General features: G+C 38.7%; 18 protein-coding genes and 1 riboswitch. Of the genes, 15 read left to right on the forward strand and 3 right to left on the reverse strand.

Annotation, left to right across the window (positions count from 1 at the left end):
- Nucleotides 1–318 precede the first annotated feature (318 nt).
- From DZB84_RS14110 to DZB84_RS14130, 5 genes are all read left to right on the forward strand, one after another.
- A complete protein-coding gene (locus DZB84_RS14110; RefSeq protein ID WP_116352911.1) occupies nucleotides 319–1323 on the forward strand; it encodes a FecCD family ABC transporter permease in 1005 nt (334 codons plus the stop codon).
- Entirely contained in the window at nucleotides 1320–2378 is a 1059-nt protein-coding gene (locus DZB84_RS14115) for a FecCD family ABC transporter permease (protein ID WP_116352912.1), read from the forward strand. The genes DZB84_RS14110 and DZB84_RS14115 overlap by 4 nt, the downstream gene beginning before the upstream one ends.
- A 77-nt stretch (nucleotides 2379–2455) precedes the next feature.
- Nucleotides 2456–3265 (forward strand): ABC transporter ATP-binding protein, encoded by an 810-nt coding sequence (locus tag DZB84_RS14120; protein WP_116352913.1) that lies wholly within the window; start codon nucleotides 2456–2458, stop codon nucleotides 3263–3265.
- A gap of 2 nt (nucleotides 3266–3267) precedes the next feature.
- Nucleotides 3268–4044: an IucA/IucC family C-terminal-domain containing protein gene (locus DZB84_RS14125; RefSeq protein WP_116352914.1), complete on the forward strand. Its 777-nt coding sequence runs from the start codon at nucleotides 3268–3270 to the stop codon at nucleotides 4042–4044.
- Nucleotide 4045: 1 nt separating this feature from the next.
- The gene (locus DZB84_RS14130) at nucleotides 4046–4300 is read left to right on the forward strand and encodes a YusU family protein (protein ID WP_116352915.1); all 255 of its coding nucleotides are present in this window, start codon (nucleotides 4046–4048) and stop codon (nucleotides 4298–4300) included.
- 32 nt (nucleotides 4301–4332) lie between these two features.
- On the opposite strand, the gene DZB84_RS14135 is transcribed toward DZB84_RS14130, so the two are convergent.
- Together DZB84_RS14135 and DZB84_RS14140 are read right to left on the reverse strand one after the other, a co-directional pair.
- Nucleotides 4333–4686: a spore coat protein gene (locus DZB84_RS14135; RefSeq protein ID WP_223254456.1), complete on the reverse strand. Its 354-nt coding sequence runs from the start codon at nucleotides 4684–4686 to the stop codon at nucleotides 4333–4335.
- A 13-nt stretch (nucleotides 4687–4699) separates the two neighbouring features.
- Nucleotides 4700–5026, reverse strand: a complete 327-nt coding sequence (locus DZB84_RS14140) for a hypothetical protein (RefSeq protein ID WP_189655250.1) — start codon at nucleotides 5024–5026, stop codon at nucleotides 4700–4702.
- 198 nt (nucleotides 5027–5224) lie between these two features.
- On the opposite strand from DZB84_RS14140, the gene DZB84_RS14145 reads away from it, so the two are divergent.
- Nucleotides 5225–6142, forward strand: coding sequence for a proline dehydrogenase family protein (locus tag DZB84_RS14145; protein WP_116352916.1), 918 nt, complete (start codon nucleotides 5225–5227; stop codon nucleotides 6140–6142).
- A gap of 683 nt (nucleotides 6143–6825) precedes the next feature.
- On the opposite strand, the gene DZB84_RS14150 is transcribed toward DZB84_RS14145, so the two are convergent.
- Nucleotides 6826–6975, reverse strand: coding sequence for a YuzL family protein (locus tag DZB84_RS14150; RefSeq protein WP_116352917.1), 150 nt, complete (start codon nucleotides 6973–6975; stop codon nucleotides 6826–6828).
- A gap of 245 nt (nucleotides 6976–7220) precedes the next feature.
- Here DZB84_RS14150 and DZB84_RS14155 point away from each other — a divergent pair, with 245 nt between their 5' ends.
- The 9 genes from DZB84_RS14155 to DZB84_RS14195 all read left to right on the forward strand — a co-directional run bounded on the left by DZB84_RS14155 (nucleotide 7221) and on the right by DZB84_RS14195 (nucleotide 16384).
- Entirely contained in the window at nucleotides 7221–9605 is a 2385-nt protein-coding gene (locus DZB84_RS14155; protein ID WP_116352918.1) for a 3-hydroxyacyl-CoA dehydrogenase/enoyl-CoA hydratase family protein, read from the forward strand.
- Nucleotides 9606–9674: 69 nt separating this feature from the next.
- Nucleotides 9675–10853 (forward strand): acetyl-CoA C-acetyltransferase, encoded by a 1179-nt coding sequence (locus DZB84_RS14160; protein WP_116352919.1) that lies wholly within the window; start codon nucleotides 9675–9677, stop codon nucleotides 10851–10853.
- Nucleotides 10854–10913: 60 nt separating this feature from the next.
- Nucleotides 10914–12698 carry an acyl-CoA dehydrogenase family protein gene (locus tag DZB84_RS14165; protein ID WP_116352920.1) on the forward strand — a complete coding sequence of 595 codons (1785 nt, stop codon included), beginning with the start codon at nucleotides 10914–10916 and terminating at the stop codon, nucleotides 12696–12698.
- 177 nt (nucleotides 12699–12875) lie between these two features.
- Nucleotides 12876–13235 (forward strand): arsenate reductase family protein, encoded by a 360-nt coding sequence (locus tag DZB84_RS14170; RefSeq protein WP_116352921.1) that lies wholly within the window; start codon nucleotides 12876–12878, stop codon nucleotides 13233–13235.
- Between the two features lie 107 nt (nucleotides 13236–13342).
- A complete protein-coding gene (gene gcvH / locus DZB84_RS14175; RefSeq protein WP_116352922.1) occupies nucleotides 13343–13726 on the forward strand; it encodes a glycine cleavage system protein GcvH in 384 nt (127 codons plus the stop codon).
- Nucleotides 13727–13868: 142 nt separating this feature from the next.
- On the forward strand, nucleotides 13869–14117 hold the full coding sequence (locus tag DZB84_RS14180; RefSeq protein WP_189655251.1) for a YusG family protein: 249 nt from the start codon (nucleotides 13869–13871) through the stop codon (nucleotides 14115–14117).
- Nucleotides 14118–14267: 150 nt separating this feature from the next.
- Nucleotides 14268–14621 (forward strand): toprim domain-containing protein, encoded by a 354-nt coding sequence (locus tag DZB84_RS14185; protein ID WP_223254457.1) that lies wholly within the window; start codon nucleotides 14268–14270, stop codon nucleotides 14619–14621.
- Between the two features lie 84 nt (nucleotides 14622–14705).
- Complete coding sequence (locus tag DZB84_RS14190) at nucleotides 14706–15011, forward strand: thioredoxin family protein (RefSeq protein WP_116352925.1); 306 nt, start codon at nucleotides 14706–14708, stop codon at nucleotides 15009–15011.
- 95 nt (nucleotides 15012–15106) lie between these two features.
- On the forward strand, nucleotides 15107–16384 hold the full coding sequence (locus DZB84_RS14195; protein WP_116352926.1) for an MFS transporter: 1278 nt from the start codon (nucleotides 15107–15109) through the stop codon (nucleotides 16382–16384).
- A gap of 185 nt (nucleotides 16385–16569) precedes the next feature.
- A riboswitch (SAM riboswitch) is annotated at nucleotides 16570–16671 on the forward strand.
- The last annotated feature ends 248 nt before the right edge of the window (nucleotides 16672–16919 follow it).

Here is a 16919-nt window from a genome sequence, read left to right on the forward strand (position 1 = left end):
TACTTATGATAATAAAGTGATTTGAAATTTTAGTCAATACAAAATTGAGAATGATTTTCATTGCGTTGACAATCATTCTCATTTCCAATAGACTAAAAGAGAAATAAGTTACTAATTTTTCTTGTCCTTTGCTATGTATAAGAAGGCATAGGAGAAGCTAAGCCTATCTAAAAACATCTAATATTAACATAAACATGTTTTACCAAAGTCATACATGTCTTTCTAACTACGGCTAGCTCCAGGCGACATCGGCTCTCTGGTCTAACCAGTTATATGGGCGCCTTACGCTTTTCTAATTACTCAAGGAGTATTAAATAAATGTTTTTAAAATCAAATCAAGCGAAACTTGCAGGACTTGTGATCGGTATTTTAATATTGCTTGTATTGATATGTGCAAGCATTGTATATGGATACACAGATACATCTTGGAAAATGGCGTATGAAACATTTACCGCTTTTAATGGTTCAAATGAACACATTATCATTGAAACAATTCGACTACCACGTGCTCTCATTGCTTCAGCAGTTGGTGCAAGCTTGGGAATAGCAGGTGCTCTTATGCAAGCCCTAACGAAGAATCCATTAGCATCACCAGGAATTTTTGGAGTTAATGCGGGAGCGGGTTTTTTTATTGTTGCATCTGTTTCTATTTTTTCTATTAATTCTTTACAAGCCTTTACCTGGGTTGCCTTTTTAGGGGCTGCGGTAGCAGCATTTATCGTTTATTTCATCGGTTCACTTGGGCGGGAAGGTCTCACCCCCATGAAATTAACATTAGCAGGTGCGGCAATTGCCGCCATGTTTTCTTCCTTTACACAAGGGTTACTAGTCATTGATGAGATGGCGCTAGACCAAGTATTATTTTGGCTAGCAGGCTCTATTCAAGGAAGAAAGCTGGAAATGCTTACAAGTGTTCTTCCATATTTGGGAGTTGCTTGGGTTGCATCATTGCTCTTAGCGAATAAAATCAATATCCTATCAATGGGTGAAGATGTAGCGAAAGGACTCGGACAGCGAACAGGTACAGTTAAGCTTTTAACAGCTATAACCATCATTCTGTTAGCTGGTGGGGCAGTGGCTGTGGCAGGGCCAATTGGGTTTATCGGTATTGTCATTCCACACCTTGCGCGGGCTTTGGTCGGTATTGACCATCGTTGGATTCTTCCATTTAGCGGGATTCTTGGTGGCGTTTTACTACTCTTAGCTGATATCTCGGCTCGGTATATTGTCATGCCAGAAGAAGTGCCAGTAGGTGTTATGACGGCCCTAATTGGAACACCTTTCTTTATATATGTAGCGAGAAAGGGGTTTCGCAAAGTATGAATAAATATAGAGCCTTTCGAATTGGTAAAAAGGGAAAAATCTCTTTTTTAATTGACAATAAAGCATTTATCACGATTTTTATTTTAGTAACAGTAGCAACAATCCTGTTTTTGGTAAGTACCGGACTTGGGGAAATGAAGATCGACCCTATTACGGTTGTGAAAACACTATTTGGATATGGTACCCGAATGGAGCAATTGGTCGTTACATCCTTCCGTTTACCCCGAATTATCATTGCCTTTTTAGTAGGAATGGCACTTGCTGTTGCCGGGAGTATTTTACAAGGAATTATTCGAAATCCACTTGCTTCACCAGATATTCTAGGAATTACTGGTGGAGCGTCTGTGGCAGTTGTTGCTTTTTTAGCGTTCTTCTCAAATTCAAGTAATGCATTAACTGTAAGTATTAAATGGATGCCAGTTGCTGCATTTATTGGTGCAACTATTGTTGCTTTTTTAGTGTATATTTTGGCTTGGAAAAATGGTGTATCACCTATACGACTTGTATTAATAGGAATTGGGGTTTCAGCCCTCACACAAGCTCTGACAACTACATTTATGGTAATGGGACCGATTTATCAAGCAAGTCAAGCGAATATCTGGATTACCGGAACTGTAAATGGGTCAACATGGGCAAATGTACAAATTCTAAGTCCTGTTGTCATCATTTTAGTAATCATCTGCATGATGCTCGCACGAAACTTAAATATTCAAGAGCTAGGAGAAGAGCTTGCAACTGGTGTTGGAAGTGACGTTCAGAAGCAACGATTTCTATTATTACTAGCAAGTACAGCATTAACTGGCAGTGCGGTTGCGTTTGCTGGGGGGATCGGTTTTGTTGGATTAATGGCACCCCATATGGCGCGCAGAATGGTAGGTTCAGCCTTTGGCGCATTGATCCCAACTGCAGCTCTTCTAGGGGGAATCCTTGTGATGTTGGCAGATTTAATTGGCAGAACCGTATTTTCACCCACGGAAGTTCCTGCTGGCGTATTTACCGCTGCAATAGGGGCACCATATTTTATCTATTTACTCTATAAGAGTAGAAATAGGTAGAGAGTTATTAGCGTAGCAATAATCCAGTTCTTTCAGCTGCGGCTTTTTTAACATAGATTTGGAAGGGGGCGTACTTGATGAATGCATTGAAAACGGAAAACTTGACTTTATCGTACGGGGACTCCATTATCATCGAAGATTTACATCTTGAGTTACCAAAAGGTGAAATCACTGTTTTTATAGGTGGAAATGGATGCGGAAAATCAACCTTGCTACGTTCTTTAGCAAGACTTCTAAAACCAAAACAGGGAGCTGTTCTCTTAGAAGGAGAGGCGATTGCAAAGCTTCCGACAAAAGAAGTAGCACGAAAGCTTGCTATTCTTCCTCAAGGACCAACTGCTCCTGAAGGTTTGACTGTTCTTCAGTTGGTTAAACAAGGTCGTTACCCTTATCAAAACTGGCTCAAGCAATGGACGGAAGAAGATGAAAAAATAGTTAATCATGCTTTAGAAGCTACCAATATGATAGGTTTTGCCGAGAGAACCGTCGATTCTCTCTCGGGTGGTCAACGCCAACGTGCTTGGATTGCGATGACGCTTGCTCAGCAAACCGATATTATTTTACTAGATGAACCAACCACCTATCTTGATATGACGCATCAGATCGAGATTCTCGACCTTTTATTTGAACTGAACGAAACTGAAAAACGAACGATCATCATGGTTTTACATGATTTAAATTTAGCATGCCGCTATGCCCATCATATTGTAGCGATAAAAGATAAACAAATTTATGGTCAGGGAAAACCTGAGCTTGTTGTGAATAGCAGCCTTGTAAAAGATGTGTTTGGAATGGATTGTGAAATTGCCGTTGATCCTTTGTTCGGTACACCTTTGTGCATTCCACACGGCAAGGGGCGGCGTATATTAAATAGGCTAGGAGTATAACGATGTCAAACCTCCTTTTGGAAACGGAAATCGAACAATTAAAGGAGTTCCGTTTTAGTGACAGGCGATTTCAATCAAGCTTATCAAGGCGAGTAATTGAGCTTTGTGATGAAAAAGTAATCCAACAGTATTTAGACAATGTCGGGCAAAAGATTTCAGCACCCGATAAACGTGTAGCAGCCTCCATGTTCATGAAGCGGTATGGATTTTTCGCGGTCCTTAATTTGTTTGCGATGACGGTTTTAAACAAACGATTAAATGTGTCATTGTCCAACATCTCGTTGGAAACAAGTGAAGAAGAGAAAATGTGGTATTGGAATCCGAAGTTCTATTTCACAGACCTTCAGACCATGTCAGCACCTTCCGATTCTCGAGATAATTGGCGAGACGATACAATTCGCGCTATTTTTCATGATCACATCCATGAAGTCATAATTATTCTTACAAAACATTCGGGATTATCGAAAAAGGTTCTATGGGAAAATGTCGCCATTTATGTGTATTGGCTCTATGAATCTGTATTGGCAAAACCAAAGTTTGATGATAAACGAAAGATCATAGAAGAGGATTTTGAGTATCTTGTGAAGAAGGCAAAAGGGGAACTATTCGGTCCGATTGCTTTCAACCCGTTATCACGTTATTTTGGTGTAAAGGCATATCGAGCAGAATACGACCAAAATATCCGAACAAGGAAAACGTGCTGTCTTTATTATAAGACAACCACTACCGAAGACCGCTGTAAAACGTGTCCGTTAAATTGCAAAATAGGAGATAAATAAGATGAATCAAAAAATAGAAGAACAAGTTGATGGATTGCTAGAAAAATACACAGAGCTTTTACTTGGTGAAAGTTCACCTGAACTAAAGGAAAAAGTAAAGCTTTGGTCGCTCTATATGCATATTTCAAAATCTATGCCACCACTTGCTAAGCACTGGAACGAAACGTATCCAGATGCAAAAGAAGGCATCAAGGAAATCATTGCAGAAATTAAAACATTAAATGAAGCACATCGTCAAAAAACTAGTAAGAGATGAAGCACCAATTCGTGGGCTTCATCTCTTTTTTTCTATTGGACAGTGTTATGATCCGGGAATTGTGTCGTTGTATAGTTATAAAACTGTTGTAGCTTTTGTTGTACTTTTTGTGTTTCTGCTTCCTCAAGCTTATACCAGCCATTTTTAAACATAAGATTATATAGCTCCCTTTGACAATCCTGTGTTTCATTAAAAATAGAACGGATATCCTCATATAATCCGTCATGACTCATTTCATTTAACGCAGTGCTATAAGCAGCTGTCATATATTTTTCTGTTGCCAACATGTCGTTAATAAAATCACGATCATTCATTTGTGGCGTTTTTGGTACACTCGTTTTAGGATTTTTTACTTGGTTTTGATTTTGATTCATTTGCTGTTTCATTTATGTAGCCCCCTTATTGCATTTGCTGGCTTTGAATTTGGCCTTGATTTGGTTGCTGTGGCTGTTGACCTGTATGCTTTTGCATATGATCTAAAATCTGGTTATAGTGGCGCTCGTGCATTTGACATGCTTTTTCTAGCGCTTGAGAGATTTCAGACATCTGACATTGACCCGCATAAAAGTGTGCCTTTTTTAATGCCAAAAGGTTCCATGACATCATATCGGTTAAATACAATAGATCCTTTGTTGTAATAACTGCTGGTGTTTCTGACATTTGTGGGCCTTTTGGTGTATAAAAAGGTTGCTGTTGCTGCTGCTGTTGTGATTGCTGTTGTTGCATAAGAAAACCCTCCTTAACCTATTTTCGCTATTAGGATGCCAATAAAACGTTTTTGTATGCAATGCATACAATACGACTGTAAGCGATTAATATTTTTTTTAGATGTATATTCAAGTTAAAATAAACGTGATAAACTATATGTGAAATTAAGAGATTTATAGAATTGCAACTAGAGTACGTTTCGAGGGGGAACCTGGAATGGAACAAGTTTTACGAAATTTCTTTTTATTTTTATCAAAAAATAAAGCGTTTACAAAACTTGCGAGAAAATATGGCTTACGTTTTGGGGCTGCACGATTTGTCGCTGGGGAAACAATTGATTTAGCTGTAAAAAAAATTAAAGAGCTTAATGCAAAAGGCCTTGCGGTCACCATTGATTATCTTGGTGAATTTGTCGATAGTATTGAAGAAGCAAATATGATGGCTGACGGATCCATCGAGGCAATAAAAGCAATTGGCCGGGAAAAATTAAATGCACAGCTTTCCTTAAAAATGACCTCTATGGGATTGGACATTTCAGATGAAGTTGTGATGAATAATATGCGAAGAATTCTTGATGCTGCAAAAGAAAACGATGTCTTCGTGACGATTGATATGGAGGATTACTCCAGATGTGAGAAGACAATCGAAATCTTTAAAAAGCTTCGTAAAGATTACGACAATGTAGGAACGGTTATTCAAGCATATCTGTATCGGACTGTAAAAGATATTGAAGATTTAAATGAGTATCATCCTAATCTTCGCCTTGTTAAGGGTGCCTATAAGGAATCTCCGGAAGTAGCATTCCCTGAGAAGAAGGATGTGGATGAGAACTTTAAGAAAATCATAAAAATGCATCTCCTAAATGGCAACTACACGGCAGTTGCTTCTCACGATGAGGCCATCATTCAATATACGAAGGAATTAGTTAAGGAACATAATATCAGCCATGACCAATTTGAGTTCCAAATGCTATATGGGATTCGTTCAGAACGCCATGAGGAACTTGTAAAAGAAGGCTATACGATGCGCGTGTATGTACCGTATGGAACCGATTGGTATGGATATTTCATGAGACGTCTTGCAGAACGCCCCGCAAATGTAGCATTCGTTTTGAAGGGTGTATTTGGGAAATAGAGTGTTTGAAAAATTGTAAAGCAGTGCGAGGAAGTAATGTTATTCTCGCGCTGCTTTTTGTTTGAATGAAATGAGACTAAACTATGAAGACCAAATCACCGAAGGATTCGGTATAAAAAGGTCTTCATCGCGGTCGTGAAGACCGAAACACCGAAGGATTGGGCATAAAAAGGTCTTCATCGCGGTCATGAAGACCAAAACACTAAAGGATTCGGAATAAAAAGGTCTTCATCGCGGTCATGAAGACCAAATCACCGAAGGATTCGGTATAAAAAGGTCTTCATAGCGGTCATGAAGACCTAGACACTGAAGGATTCGGCATAAAAAGGTCTTCATAGCGGTCATGAAGACCGAAACACTGAAGGATTCGGCATAAAAGTGTCTTCATAGCGGTCATGAAGACCGAAACACTAAAGGATTCGGCATAAAAAGGTCTTCATAGCGGTCATGAAGACCTAGACACTGAAGGATTCGGCATAAAAAGGTCTTCATAGCGGTCATGAAGACCGAAACACTAAAGGATTCGGCATAAAAAGGTCTTCATCGCGTTCATGAAGACCAAAACACGAAGGATTCGGTATAAAAAGGTCTTCATCGCGGTCGTGAAGACCCCTCCGCCTACAAAATCACACCAAATAGTCCTTCAACAAACTCTCTTCCAAGGTGCATTTGAAAAATTCTACTTATTCTTCGTTACCCGTATTATGGGCTCCATATTGTTGGTTGGTGGATTGGGTTTTTCCGAACTTTTTCCTAAAATCTGGCCCAGCATTTCCTTTAACACTTGCTGCACTCACAGCGCGTTTAGATGGGTTTTTATCAACTTTCGCCATTTGGATTGTCACCTCCATTTTTTAGAATTCCCTGTTTCCCTGTTTAAAAACGAATTAACAAAAAAAAGAAAAATTGTTTCGTGAATATATTGCGAAAATTTAAATATTGATTTATATTTAGATATAAAGGAACTCATTCTTTTGGATGTTCAATATTCATGGGCTTGAAATGGATAAGGGATATTTTTTTTGAAGCAAAAATGAATGAGTGTTCATTCAAATTGAATCGAAGGGGGAAACTGTGAATGATCCAAAGCATTAAAAGAGCTGCAGTTCTTGGTTCAGGGGTTATGGGCTCAGGTATTGCTGCACACTTAGCAAACATCGGAATACCTACCTTACTATTAGATATTGTTCCTCGTGAACTTTTAGAAGTAGAAAAAAAGAAAGGGCTTACACTCGAGGGTAAAGAAGTCCGAAATCGATTAAGTCATACAGCGGTTCAAAAGCTGTTAAAACAAAAGCCGGCGCCACTTACTTCTAAGGAGAATATTGCTCTTATCACAACCGGAAACTTTGAAGATGATTTAGCAAAGCTTTCAGAAGTGGATTGGATTATTGAGGTGGTTGTTGAAAACCTTGATGTTAAGAAAAAGGTTTTTAGCCAAATCGATGAGGTTAGAAAACCAGGCAGCATTGTAAGCTCCAACACATCTGGAATTTCGGTTGAAGCAATGGCTGAAGGACGTTCAGAGGATTTTCAAAAGCACTTTTTAGGAACACACTTCTTCAACCCACCACGCTATTTGAAGTTGCTTGAAGTGATTCCGACAAAAAACACAAGCCCAGAAGTACTTTCTTTTATGAAAACATTTGGTGAAGATGTACTTGGTAAAGGTGTTGTTGAAGCGAAGGATACGCCTAATTTCATTGCAAATCGAATTGGAACATATGGTTTGCTTGTAACTGTTCGTGAAATGCTGAAGGGCGGATACAGCATTGGTGAAGTAGACTCCGTTACGGGTCCAATGATTGGTCGGCCGAAGAGTGCAACCTTCCGTACCCTTGATGTTGTGGGTCTTGATACATTTATCCATGTTGCAAATAATGTTTATGAGCAAGTGGAAGGAGAAGAAAAAGAAGTTTTCAATGTTCCTGACTTCATGAAGAAAATGCAGGAAAAAGGATGGTTAGGAAGTAAATCAGGTCAAGGTTTCTTCTTAAAACAGGGTAAGGAAATCCTTGAATTAAATCCTGAAACACTTGAATATCAAGATCGCAAAAAGCTTCAAACACCAGTTACTGCGTCGATTAAACAAGTAAAAGGGACTGCGAATAAGCTGAAAACACTCTTATACGCTGAAGATCGCGCTGGAAAACTTTTATGGAATATTACAAGCCCAGCACTTATCTATTCTGCTACTCTTCTAGGTGAAATTGCGGACGATATTGTTGCCATTGATGCGGCAATGAAGTGGGGCTTTGGCTGGCAGTTGGGGCCATTTGAAATGTGGGATGCAATCGGTCTTGAAAATTCTGTGAAGAAGATGGAAGCAGAAGGCTCTGTTGTACCAGCTTGGATAAAAGAGATGTTAGCAAACGGGAATACCTCTTTCTATAAAAAAGAAAATGGCTCTGTTTCTTATTATCAAAATGGGGAATACAAAGCTATTAAGGTAAATCCGAAGAATATTCATATAAAAACATTAAAAGAAACGAATGGCGTTATTAAGAAAAACAGTGGTGCTAGTTTGATAGATTTAGGTGACGATGTCGCCTTATTAGAATTCACATCACCAAATAATGCAATTGGTTTCGATATTATTCAGATGATCAATTACTCCATAGAAGAAGTGGCGAAAAACTATAAAGGCCTAGTCATCGGAAACCAGGCGAAAAACTTCTGTGTTGGTGCAAACCTTGCGATGATCTTAATGGAAGCACAAGATGACAATTTCTATGACATTGACCTTGTTGTACGCAATTTCCAACAAGCGATGATGAATATCAAATATAGTGAAAAGCCGGTAGTGGTAGCACCATTTGGTATGACCCTTGGTGGAGGAGCAGAAATCTGTTTACCGGCGGCGAAAATTCAAGCCTCAAGCGAAACGTACATGGGGCTAGTTGAAGTAGGTGTTGGTGTGATTCCTGGTGGTGGTGGTAACAAGGAGCTTTATATCAACCATCTTCAAGGAATGCCTACAGGAGTAGAAGTTAACCTTCAAAATGTTGCAAATAAAGTATTCGAAACAATTGCAATGGCAAAGGTTTCTACTTCAGCTGAAGAAGCTCGAACAAATAACTTCTTAACAAAAGTAGATGGTATCACCTTTAACAGTGATCACCTTATCTATGATGCAAAACAATCAGTATTGGCAATTTCCGCACAAGGCTATAAGGCTCCAGTGCGTAAAAAGGTACCAGTGGTTGGTGAAACAGGCTATGCAACCCTCCTTTTAGGTGCACAAGCAATGAAATATTCAGGCTATATTTCAGACCATGATCTTAAGATTGCGAAGAAGCTTGCATGGGTTATAGCAGGTGGAAATGTTCCATATGGTACCGAGGTTGATGAGCAATACCTACTTGACTTAGAACGTGAAGCATTCCTTAGCCTTGTTGGTGAACCAAAGACACAGCAAAGAATGCAACACATGCTAGTAAAAGGAAAACCGTTACGTAACTAAACCCACATGCTTGAAGGAGATTGAAATCTTCAATCTCCTGCTGCGGTTAAAAAGTTAGGAGGGAATATATTGAGAGAAGCAGTCATCGTTGCCGGAGCGAGAACCCCGGTTGGAAAAGCGAAAAAAGGGACTCTTGCAAACGTAAGACCGGATGATTTAGGAGCATTAGTTGTCAAAGAAACATTAAAGCGTGCAGGGAATTATGAAGGAAATATTGATGATTTAATTATAGGATGTGCCATGCCTGAGGCAGAACAAGGCTTAAATATGGCACGAAATATTGGAGCATTAGCAGGACTACCGCATACAGTTCCAGCAATCACTGTGAATCGTTATTGTTCCTCAGGACTCCAATCAATTGCCTATGCTGCAGAAAAAATAATGCTCGGTCACTCCGATACAGCCATTGCTGGTGGAGCAGAGTCGATGAGTTTAGTCCCAATGATGGGGCATGTGGTTCGCCCTAATGCAAAGCTTGCTGAAACAGCACCTGAATACTATATGGGGATGGGTCACACTGCTGAACAAGTTGCGGTCAAGTATGGTGTTAGCCGTGAAGACCAAGATGCTTTTGCGGTAAGAAGTCACCAAAAAGCTGCAGCTGCTATTAAGGCAGGTAAATTTGTAGATGAGATTGTACCAGTGGACGTTACTCTTCGACAAGTTGATTCCAATCATAAATTGGTAGAAAAGCATGTTCAATTTTCACAGGATGAAGGGGTACGTGAAGATACGAATCTTGAAGTATTAGCAAAATTAAGACCAGCATTTTCAGTGACTGGATCAGTTACTGCAGGTAATGCATCACAAACGAGTGATGGTGCAGCAGCAGTCATGGTGATGGATCGTGAAAAAGCGACTAGCTTAGGATTATCTCCATTCGTGAAATTTAGATCGTTTGCTGTAGCAGGTGTACCACCTGAAGTAATGGGGATCGGTCCAGTAGCAGCTATTCCAAAAGCACTTAAATTGGCAGGTCTTGAGCTTTCTGATATTGGCTTATTTGAATTAAACGAGGCCTTTGCATCACAATCACTTCAAGTAATTCGTGAACTTGGACTTAATGAAGAGATCGTAAATGTAAATGGAGGTGCGATTGCACTTGGGCATCCACTTGGGTGCACAGGAGCAAAATTAACACTTACATTGATGCATGAAATGAAACGTCGCAACGTACAATTTGGTGTTGTCACGATGTGTATCGGTGGCGGAATGGGAGCAGCCGGAGTCTTTGAATTATTAGCATAAGGATAGTGGCTAACCATATCATGGTTAGCCTCCAATGAATACTTTTTAGGGGGAAACAATATGTCAAATGCAACTGATAAAGTCGTTTTAGGTGGAGGCTTTTTAATCGAAGAACTTGAAGCGGACCGTGTCTTTACACCTGAAGATTTCACAGATGAACATAAAATGATTGCAAAAACAACAGAGGACTATGTAGCAAACGAGGTTCTTCCACAGATTGAACATCTTGAAAATCATGAGTTTGAACGTTCGGTAACATTATTAAAAAGCGCAGGTGAGCTTGGTCTTTTAGGAGTAGACGTACCAGAAGAGTATGGCGGGCTAGGACTAGACAAAGTAAGCTCTGCATTAATTGCTGAAAAAATGGCAAGAGCTGGAGGATTCTCTATTTCTCACGGAGCACATGTTGGTATTGGCTCTCTACCGATTGTTCTGTTTGGAAATGAAGAGCAAAAGCAAAAGTACCTACCTAAATTAGCAAGTGGTGAGTTACTTGCAGCTTACGCTCTAACAGAGCCAGGGTCAGGTTCTGATGCGCTAGGTGCAAAAACAACTGCTAAATTAAATACAGAAGGTACTCATTATGTACTAAATGGTGAAAAACAATGGATTACGAACGCCGGTTTTGCGGATGTGTTCGTTGTATATGCAAAAAATGACGGTGATAAATTCTCAGCATTTATTGTTGAACGCGAATTTCCTGGTGTATCAACTGGTGCAGAAGAAAAGAAAATGGGAATCAAGAGTTCATCAACTCGCACACTAATTCTTGAAGATGCACAGGTACCAGTAGAAAATCTTTTAGGTGAAGTTGGAAGAGGACACGTGATTGCATTTAACATCCTAAACATTGGTCGTTATAAGCTTGGTGTAGGTGCAGTTGGTGGTGCTAAGAGCGCATTCGAGCTTGCAGTTAAATATGCAAACCAACGCCAGCAATTCAAAACACCAATTTCAAAGTTTGGATTAATTCAAGAAAAATTGGCAAACATGGCAACAAAAATATATGCGGCTGAATCCAGTGTGTACCGTACAGTCGGGTATTTTGAAGATCGCATGGGGCAATTATCAGAAGAAGAAGTAAAGAATGGGAAGGAAGTAGCAAAATCAATTGCGGAGTATGCAATTGAGTGTTCAATCAATAAATTCTTCAATACAGAAGTATTGGATTATGTTGTCGATGAAGGTGTTCAAATCCACGGCGGATATGGATTCATGCAGGAGTATGAAATCGAAAGAGCATACCGTGATTCACGTATTAACCGAATTTTTGAGGGTACAAATGAAATCAATCGTTTACTTGTTCCTGGAACGTTCCTTCGTAAAGCATTAAAAGGAGAATTACCATTACTTGAAAAAGCAACACAGCTTCAAGAAGAGCTTATGATGTTAATGCCTGAAGAAGTGGGCGAAGGCGTTCTAGAACAAGAGAAGTACCTAGTTCGTAATGCGAAGAAGGTAGGCCTAATGATTGCCGGACTTGCTGCACAAAAATTCGGTCCAAAGCTTGAAAAAGAACAGGAAATCCTAGCAAATATTGCAGATATCGCAGCAAATGTTTATGCGATGGAATCAGTCGTTCTTCGCACAGAAAAAGCAATCAATAAATCAGGTGAAGATAAGAATCAGCAAAAGATCCTTTATACACAAGTGTTTGTACAAGAAGCATTCAATGAAATTGAAGCACATGCAAAAGAAACTCTTGTTGCGACAGAAGAAGGTGATGTATTACGCATGATGACATCTGCTTTGCGTAAATTAACTCGCTTTACCCCTGTAAATGTGATTACAAAGAAACGTGAAATTGCAGCAACGTTAATCGAGGCTGAAAAATACACGGTGTAATAATAATTACCAAGAAGCTCCTTTCATAAGGGGCTTTTTCTTTTAAATAATGAATGTTTTTCTTTTTTTGAAGGATAAACTGGAATTAAGTCGAAATTAATCAATGGAACAATGAAAGGTTTTAAATTCAAATTTTAATATGGTAAAATATTTCTGGATGGATAAGGTGGTGAGAATATGGCATTGACATTTTATTGGTATCCGAAATGTGGAACCTGTCGTAAAGCAAAAAAATGGTTAGAGGAACATCAGGTTGCCTTTGAGGAAATACATATTGTTGAGAATCCACCTTCAAAAGAGCAATTAAAAGAAATGTACCAAAACAGTGGATTAGAATTAAAGAAATTCTTTAATACAAGTGGTCAAAAATACCGCGAACTTGGGTTGAAGGATAAAATCAGTTCTGCATCAGAGGATGAGTTGCTAAACCTGCTTGCATCAGATGGAATGCTTATAAAACGCCCACTTACTACGGATGGAAATAAGGTAACAGTTGGATTTAATGAAACGAATTTTGAAGCGAATTGGACAAATTAAATCGGATGAAAGCCTTTTTAAGGACTTTTACATAAACACTTTGTTGAGCATTCTCAACAAAAGAGTAAAACATATTTCATAAAATCGAATTTAATGGAGGGTACAAAATGAGCACACCTAAAGATTTGCGTTATTCTGAGGAACATGAATGGGTGAAGGTTGAAGGGGATAAAGTACGTATCGGAATTACAGATTTTGCACAGTCTGAATTAGGAGATATCGTATTCGTTGAACTACCAGAGGTTGGCGACGAAATCCAAGCAGACGAGCCGTTCGGTAGTGTTGAGTCAGTTAAAACGGTATCTGAGCTTTATGCACCAATTAGTGGGAAAGTTGTTGAAATCAACGAAGACCTTGATGATAGTCCAGAATTCGTAAACGAATCTCCATATGAGAAAGCATGGATGATTGTTATTGAACCTGCAAATGCTGGAGATGTAGAGAACCTAATGACAGCTGAGCAGTACGAAGAAATGATAAAAGAAGACTAATTCAAAACGAGAGAGCCAGTAAAGGAGTATTCCTAACCTGGCTCTTTTTCATTTTGAAACGAACTTATTGAGAATAATTCCAAGCCGAATGAAGTTCTTCTTAATGGACATTCTAAAATTAAATACCAAGGGAAGGGTGTTTATGATGGTATTGAAACATACTCGAATTGATGTGACAGATCGAGTAATTGGAAAGCTTGGAAATAACGGAATGAATCTATTTGTTGAAAAAGAACCTATAGGTAAAATTTGGTTTACGAACGAAGGAGCTCAATTTGAGTTAAACCAGGGATATGAGCAAGAAGAGAGTAAAATTTTCACTTATGCAGATGTTCCTACTTCCCCAGATATGAAATATGTTGATTGTGACGATGAAAATGGATGGTGTTGAAGACAGTGGATACCCACTGTCTTTTTTTCCACAACTTTTTCAGTATTTATCACCAAAATGAATCTTCACGATAAAATGAAGGAAAAGCAGTTATATACATCGAATAGAAGTAATAGGCAGAAAAATGTACACTTGAAATAAGGTGATGAAATGGTGGCTTTTGACGATTTAGAAAAAGTAATCATTGTCGAGGGGAGAACAGACAAAAAGAAGATTGAAACGGTTGTAAATGAACCAGTTGAAATCATTTGTACAAATGGAACGATAAGTATTTCAAAACTTGATGAGTTGATTGAACATTTATTTAATAAAGATGTTTATATTTTAGTGGATGCCGACAGTGCTGGGGATAAGCTAAGGAAACAGTTTAAACGGGAATTCCCTGAAGCACGGCATTTGTTTATCGATAAAACGTATCGAGAGGTTGCGACAGCACCCGAACATCATATTGCAACCGTACTTCTTTCAGCAAATATTGATGTTCACGCAGAATTCTTATTATAAGTAGTTAAAGCTTTTCATCATATGTCTTTTCAAAGATCATGGTACAATAAGAAACAATTAAGAAAAATAAAGGTTGTAGTAGACATGAAAGAATGGCAAGAACACGAAATCGACTTCAAATTCACCAATAAGGATGAGTTTTGGCTTTATTTATACACACCTATGTGTGGAACCTGCCAAGTGGCATCAAAGATGATAAAGGTAGTTGATGAATTACTTCCACTCGTAACCATCGGAAAAAGTGACCTCAATTATTTACCTCAAAAAGCAATGGAATGGCAAATCGAGAGTGTCCCTTGTTTAATGCAAATAAAAGATGGGAAAGTGCTAGAAAAATACTATGCATTCCACTCGGTTCCCTATTTGCTTGAAATAGTTTCAAAAGACTGAACAACGCGTAATTTTCCGCGTTGTTTTTTATTGCAATTTTTTAGAAAAGTTGTATGATGTTTAGGGAATCGAAATATTCAAACATGGGAGCGCATATGAGCAACATAGTGACAGAATGGAAAACACAATACAAATCATACAATCAAAATATTAAACTATTTATTTTAGCGACCATTTTTACACAGCTTGGCATGGGTATGTTCACCATCATGTATAACTTTTATGTGCGTGAGCTGGGGTATTCTGAGCAAACAAATGGAACTATTATCGCTATGACAGCTTTGGCATCGGCAATTATTCTAGTCCCGGCAGGTCTAATGAGTGATAAATTAGGCAGAAAAAAAGTGATGGTGCTGGGTGTTGCTGTTTCAACAATAGCTTTCTTTGCAAGAAGTATATTAGATGCTGAACAGCTACTGATAGCGACGGCATTTTTAACGGGATTGTCGACGGCTTTTATCCAGGTTTCCGGTGTCCCCTGGTTAGCCGAAAACTCATCTTCTTCACAAAGAGTACATCTTTTTAGCTTTCATTCGGCAATCATGATGATTGCACAGGTTGTTGGTAACATTGCAGGTGGGGCATTGTCCGACACCTTCCAATTTGTTTTTCATCTGAGCGGACTTTGGAGTGTAAGAATCACGCTTTTAATTGCAACGGTCATCTATGTTGCAGGAATTCTACCAATCATTAAAATGAATGAACAACGTAGACAACAACCAGAAATGAAAACAGAAGAATCCTTTGGCCAAAAGTTAAAAGCAAATAAATCGCAAATCAAATTAATTGCTATGTTTGCCTTCGCACAAATGATCATTGGCTTCGGTTCTGGATTGGTCATACCCTATCTGAATTTGTATTTTGCAGATCGCTTTCTAGCAAGTAATACAATAATCGGATTGATTCTCTCATTGGGACAAGCGGCAACTGCTATTGCAATGATTATTGGTCCTATCATTGTAAGTAAGGTTGGAGAGGTTCGTGCAGTGGTGTATTTGCAATTATCATCGCTTCCATTTCTTTTGTTAACAGGGTATACCGAAAATCTTTACATAGCCGCTATTGCCTTTTTATTTAGGCAAGCATTAATGAATGCGGGTAACCCGATTCAAGCATCTCTTGTAATGGGACGAGTGAACGATTCGATGAAGGGTCTTGCTAATTCAGTGAATCAAATGGTGTTTTCATTAGGATGGGCACTAATGGGACCAGTATCGACTTCAATTGTTATGATGCATGGAGCATATTGGGGCTATGCATACGTGTTTACAATTACGTCAGTCTTGTATTTAATAGGGTCGTTATATTTCCTACTAGTTTTCAGTAGAAGCTCCTTTCGTAATGAGGAGAAACAAGTAGCGAAAATATCGTAATATGTCATATTTCCCGGAAAAAAAGAAGTATATGAACGATGTATGTATAAATTTGTTTCGAATATGTGTCGAAATAAAACACTAATTTCAAATTGCCCATTTTTTCTAAAAATTCTTATTGACATATTTTAGAATAAGAGTTAGCATGATATTAACTTGTTAAAGTAATAAATTTCATATTTAAAATCTTATCTAGAGTGGTGGAGGGAATGGCCCTATGAAGCCCGGCAACCGGTAATTTACACGGTGCTAATTCCAACAGACATTTTTTGTCTGAAAGATAAGAAGAGAGACCGTACATACACCTCTTCTTATCGAAGAGGTTTTTTATTTTGGCTTTTTCGTAAAATTGTTGTTTTTGGATATGATTGTGCGAAGGGAAATAGTAACTATTGGCCTTCATGTGATTTCAGCGGATGGTACGAGACTCCAGCGGGAATAGCGAGCCAAGCGAGGAGGCTTGCGGATCTCCCGCGGAAAGCGAGTACCAGGAGCGGAAATCACCCTATGTTTTAAAAACAACAATCTTTTAGAA

The sequence above is a fragment of the Bacillus sp. HNG genome (assembly GCF_003400205.1).
Lineage (GTDB): Bacteria > Bacillota > Bacilli > Bacillales > Bacillaceae_L > Ferdinandcohnia.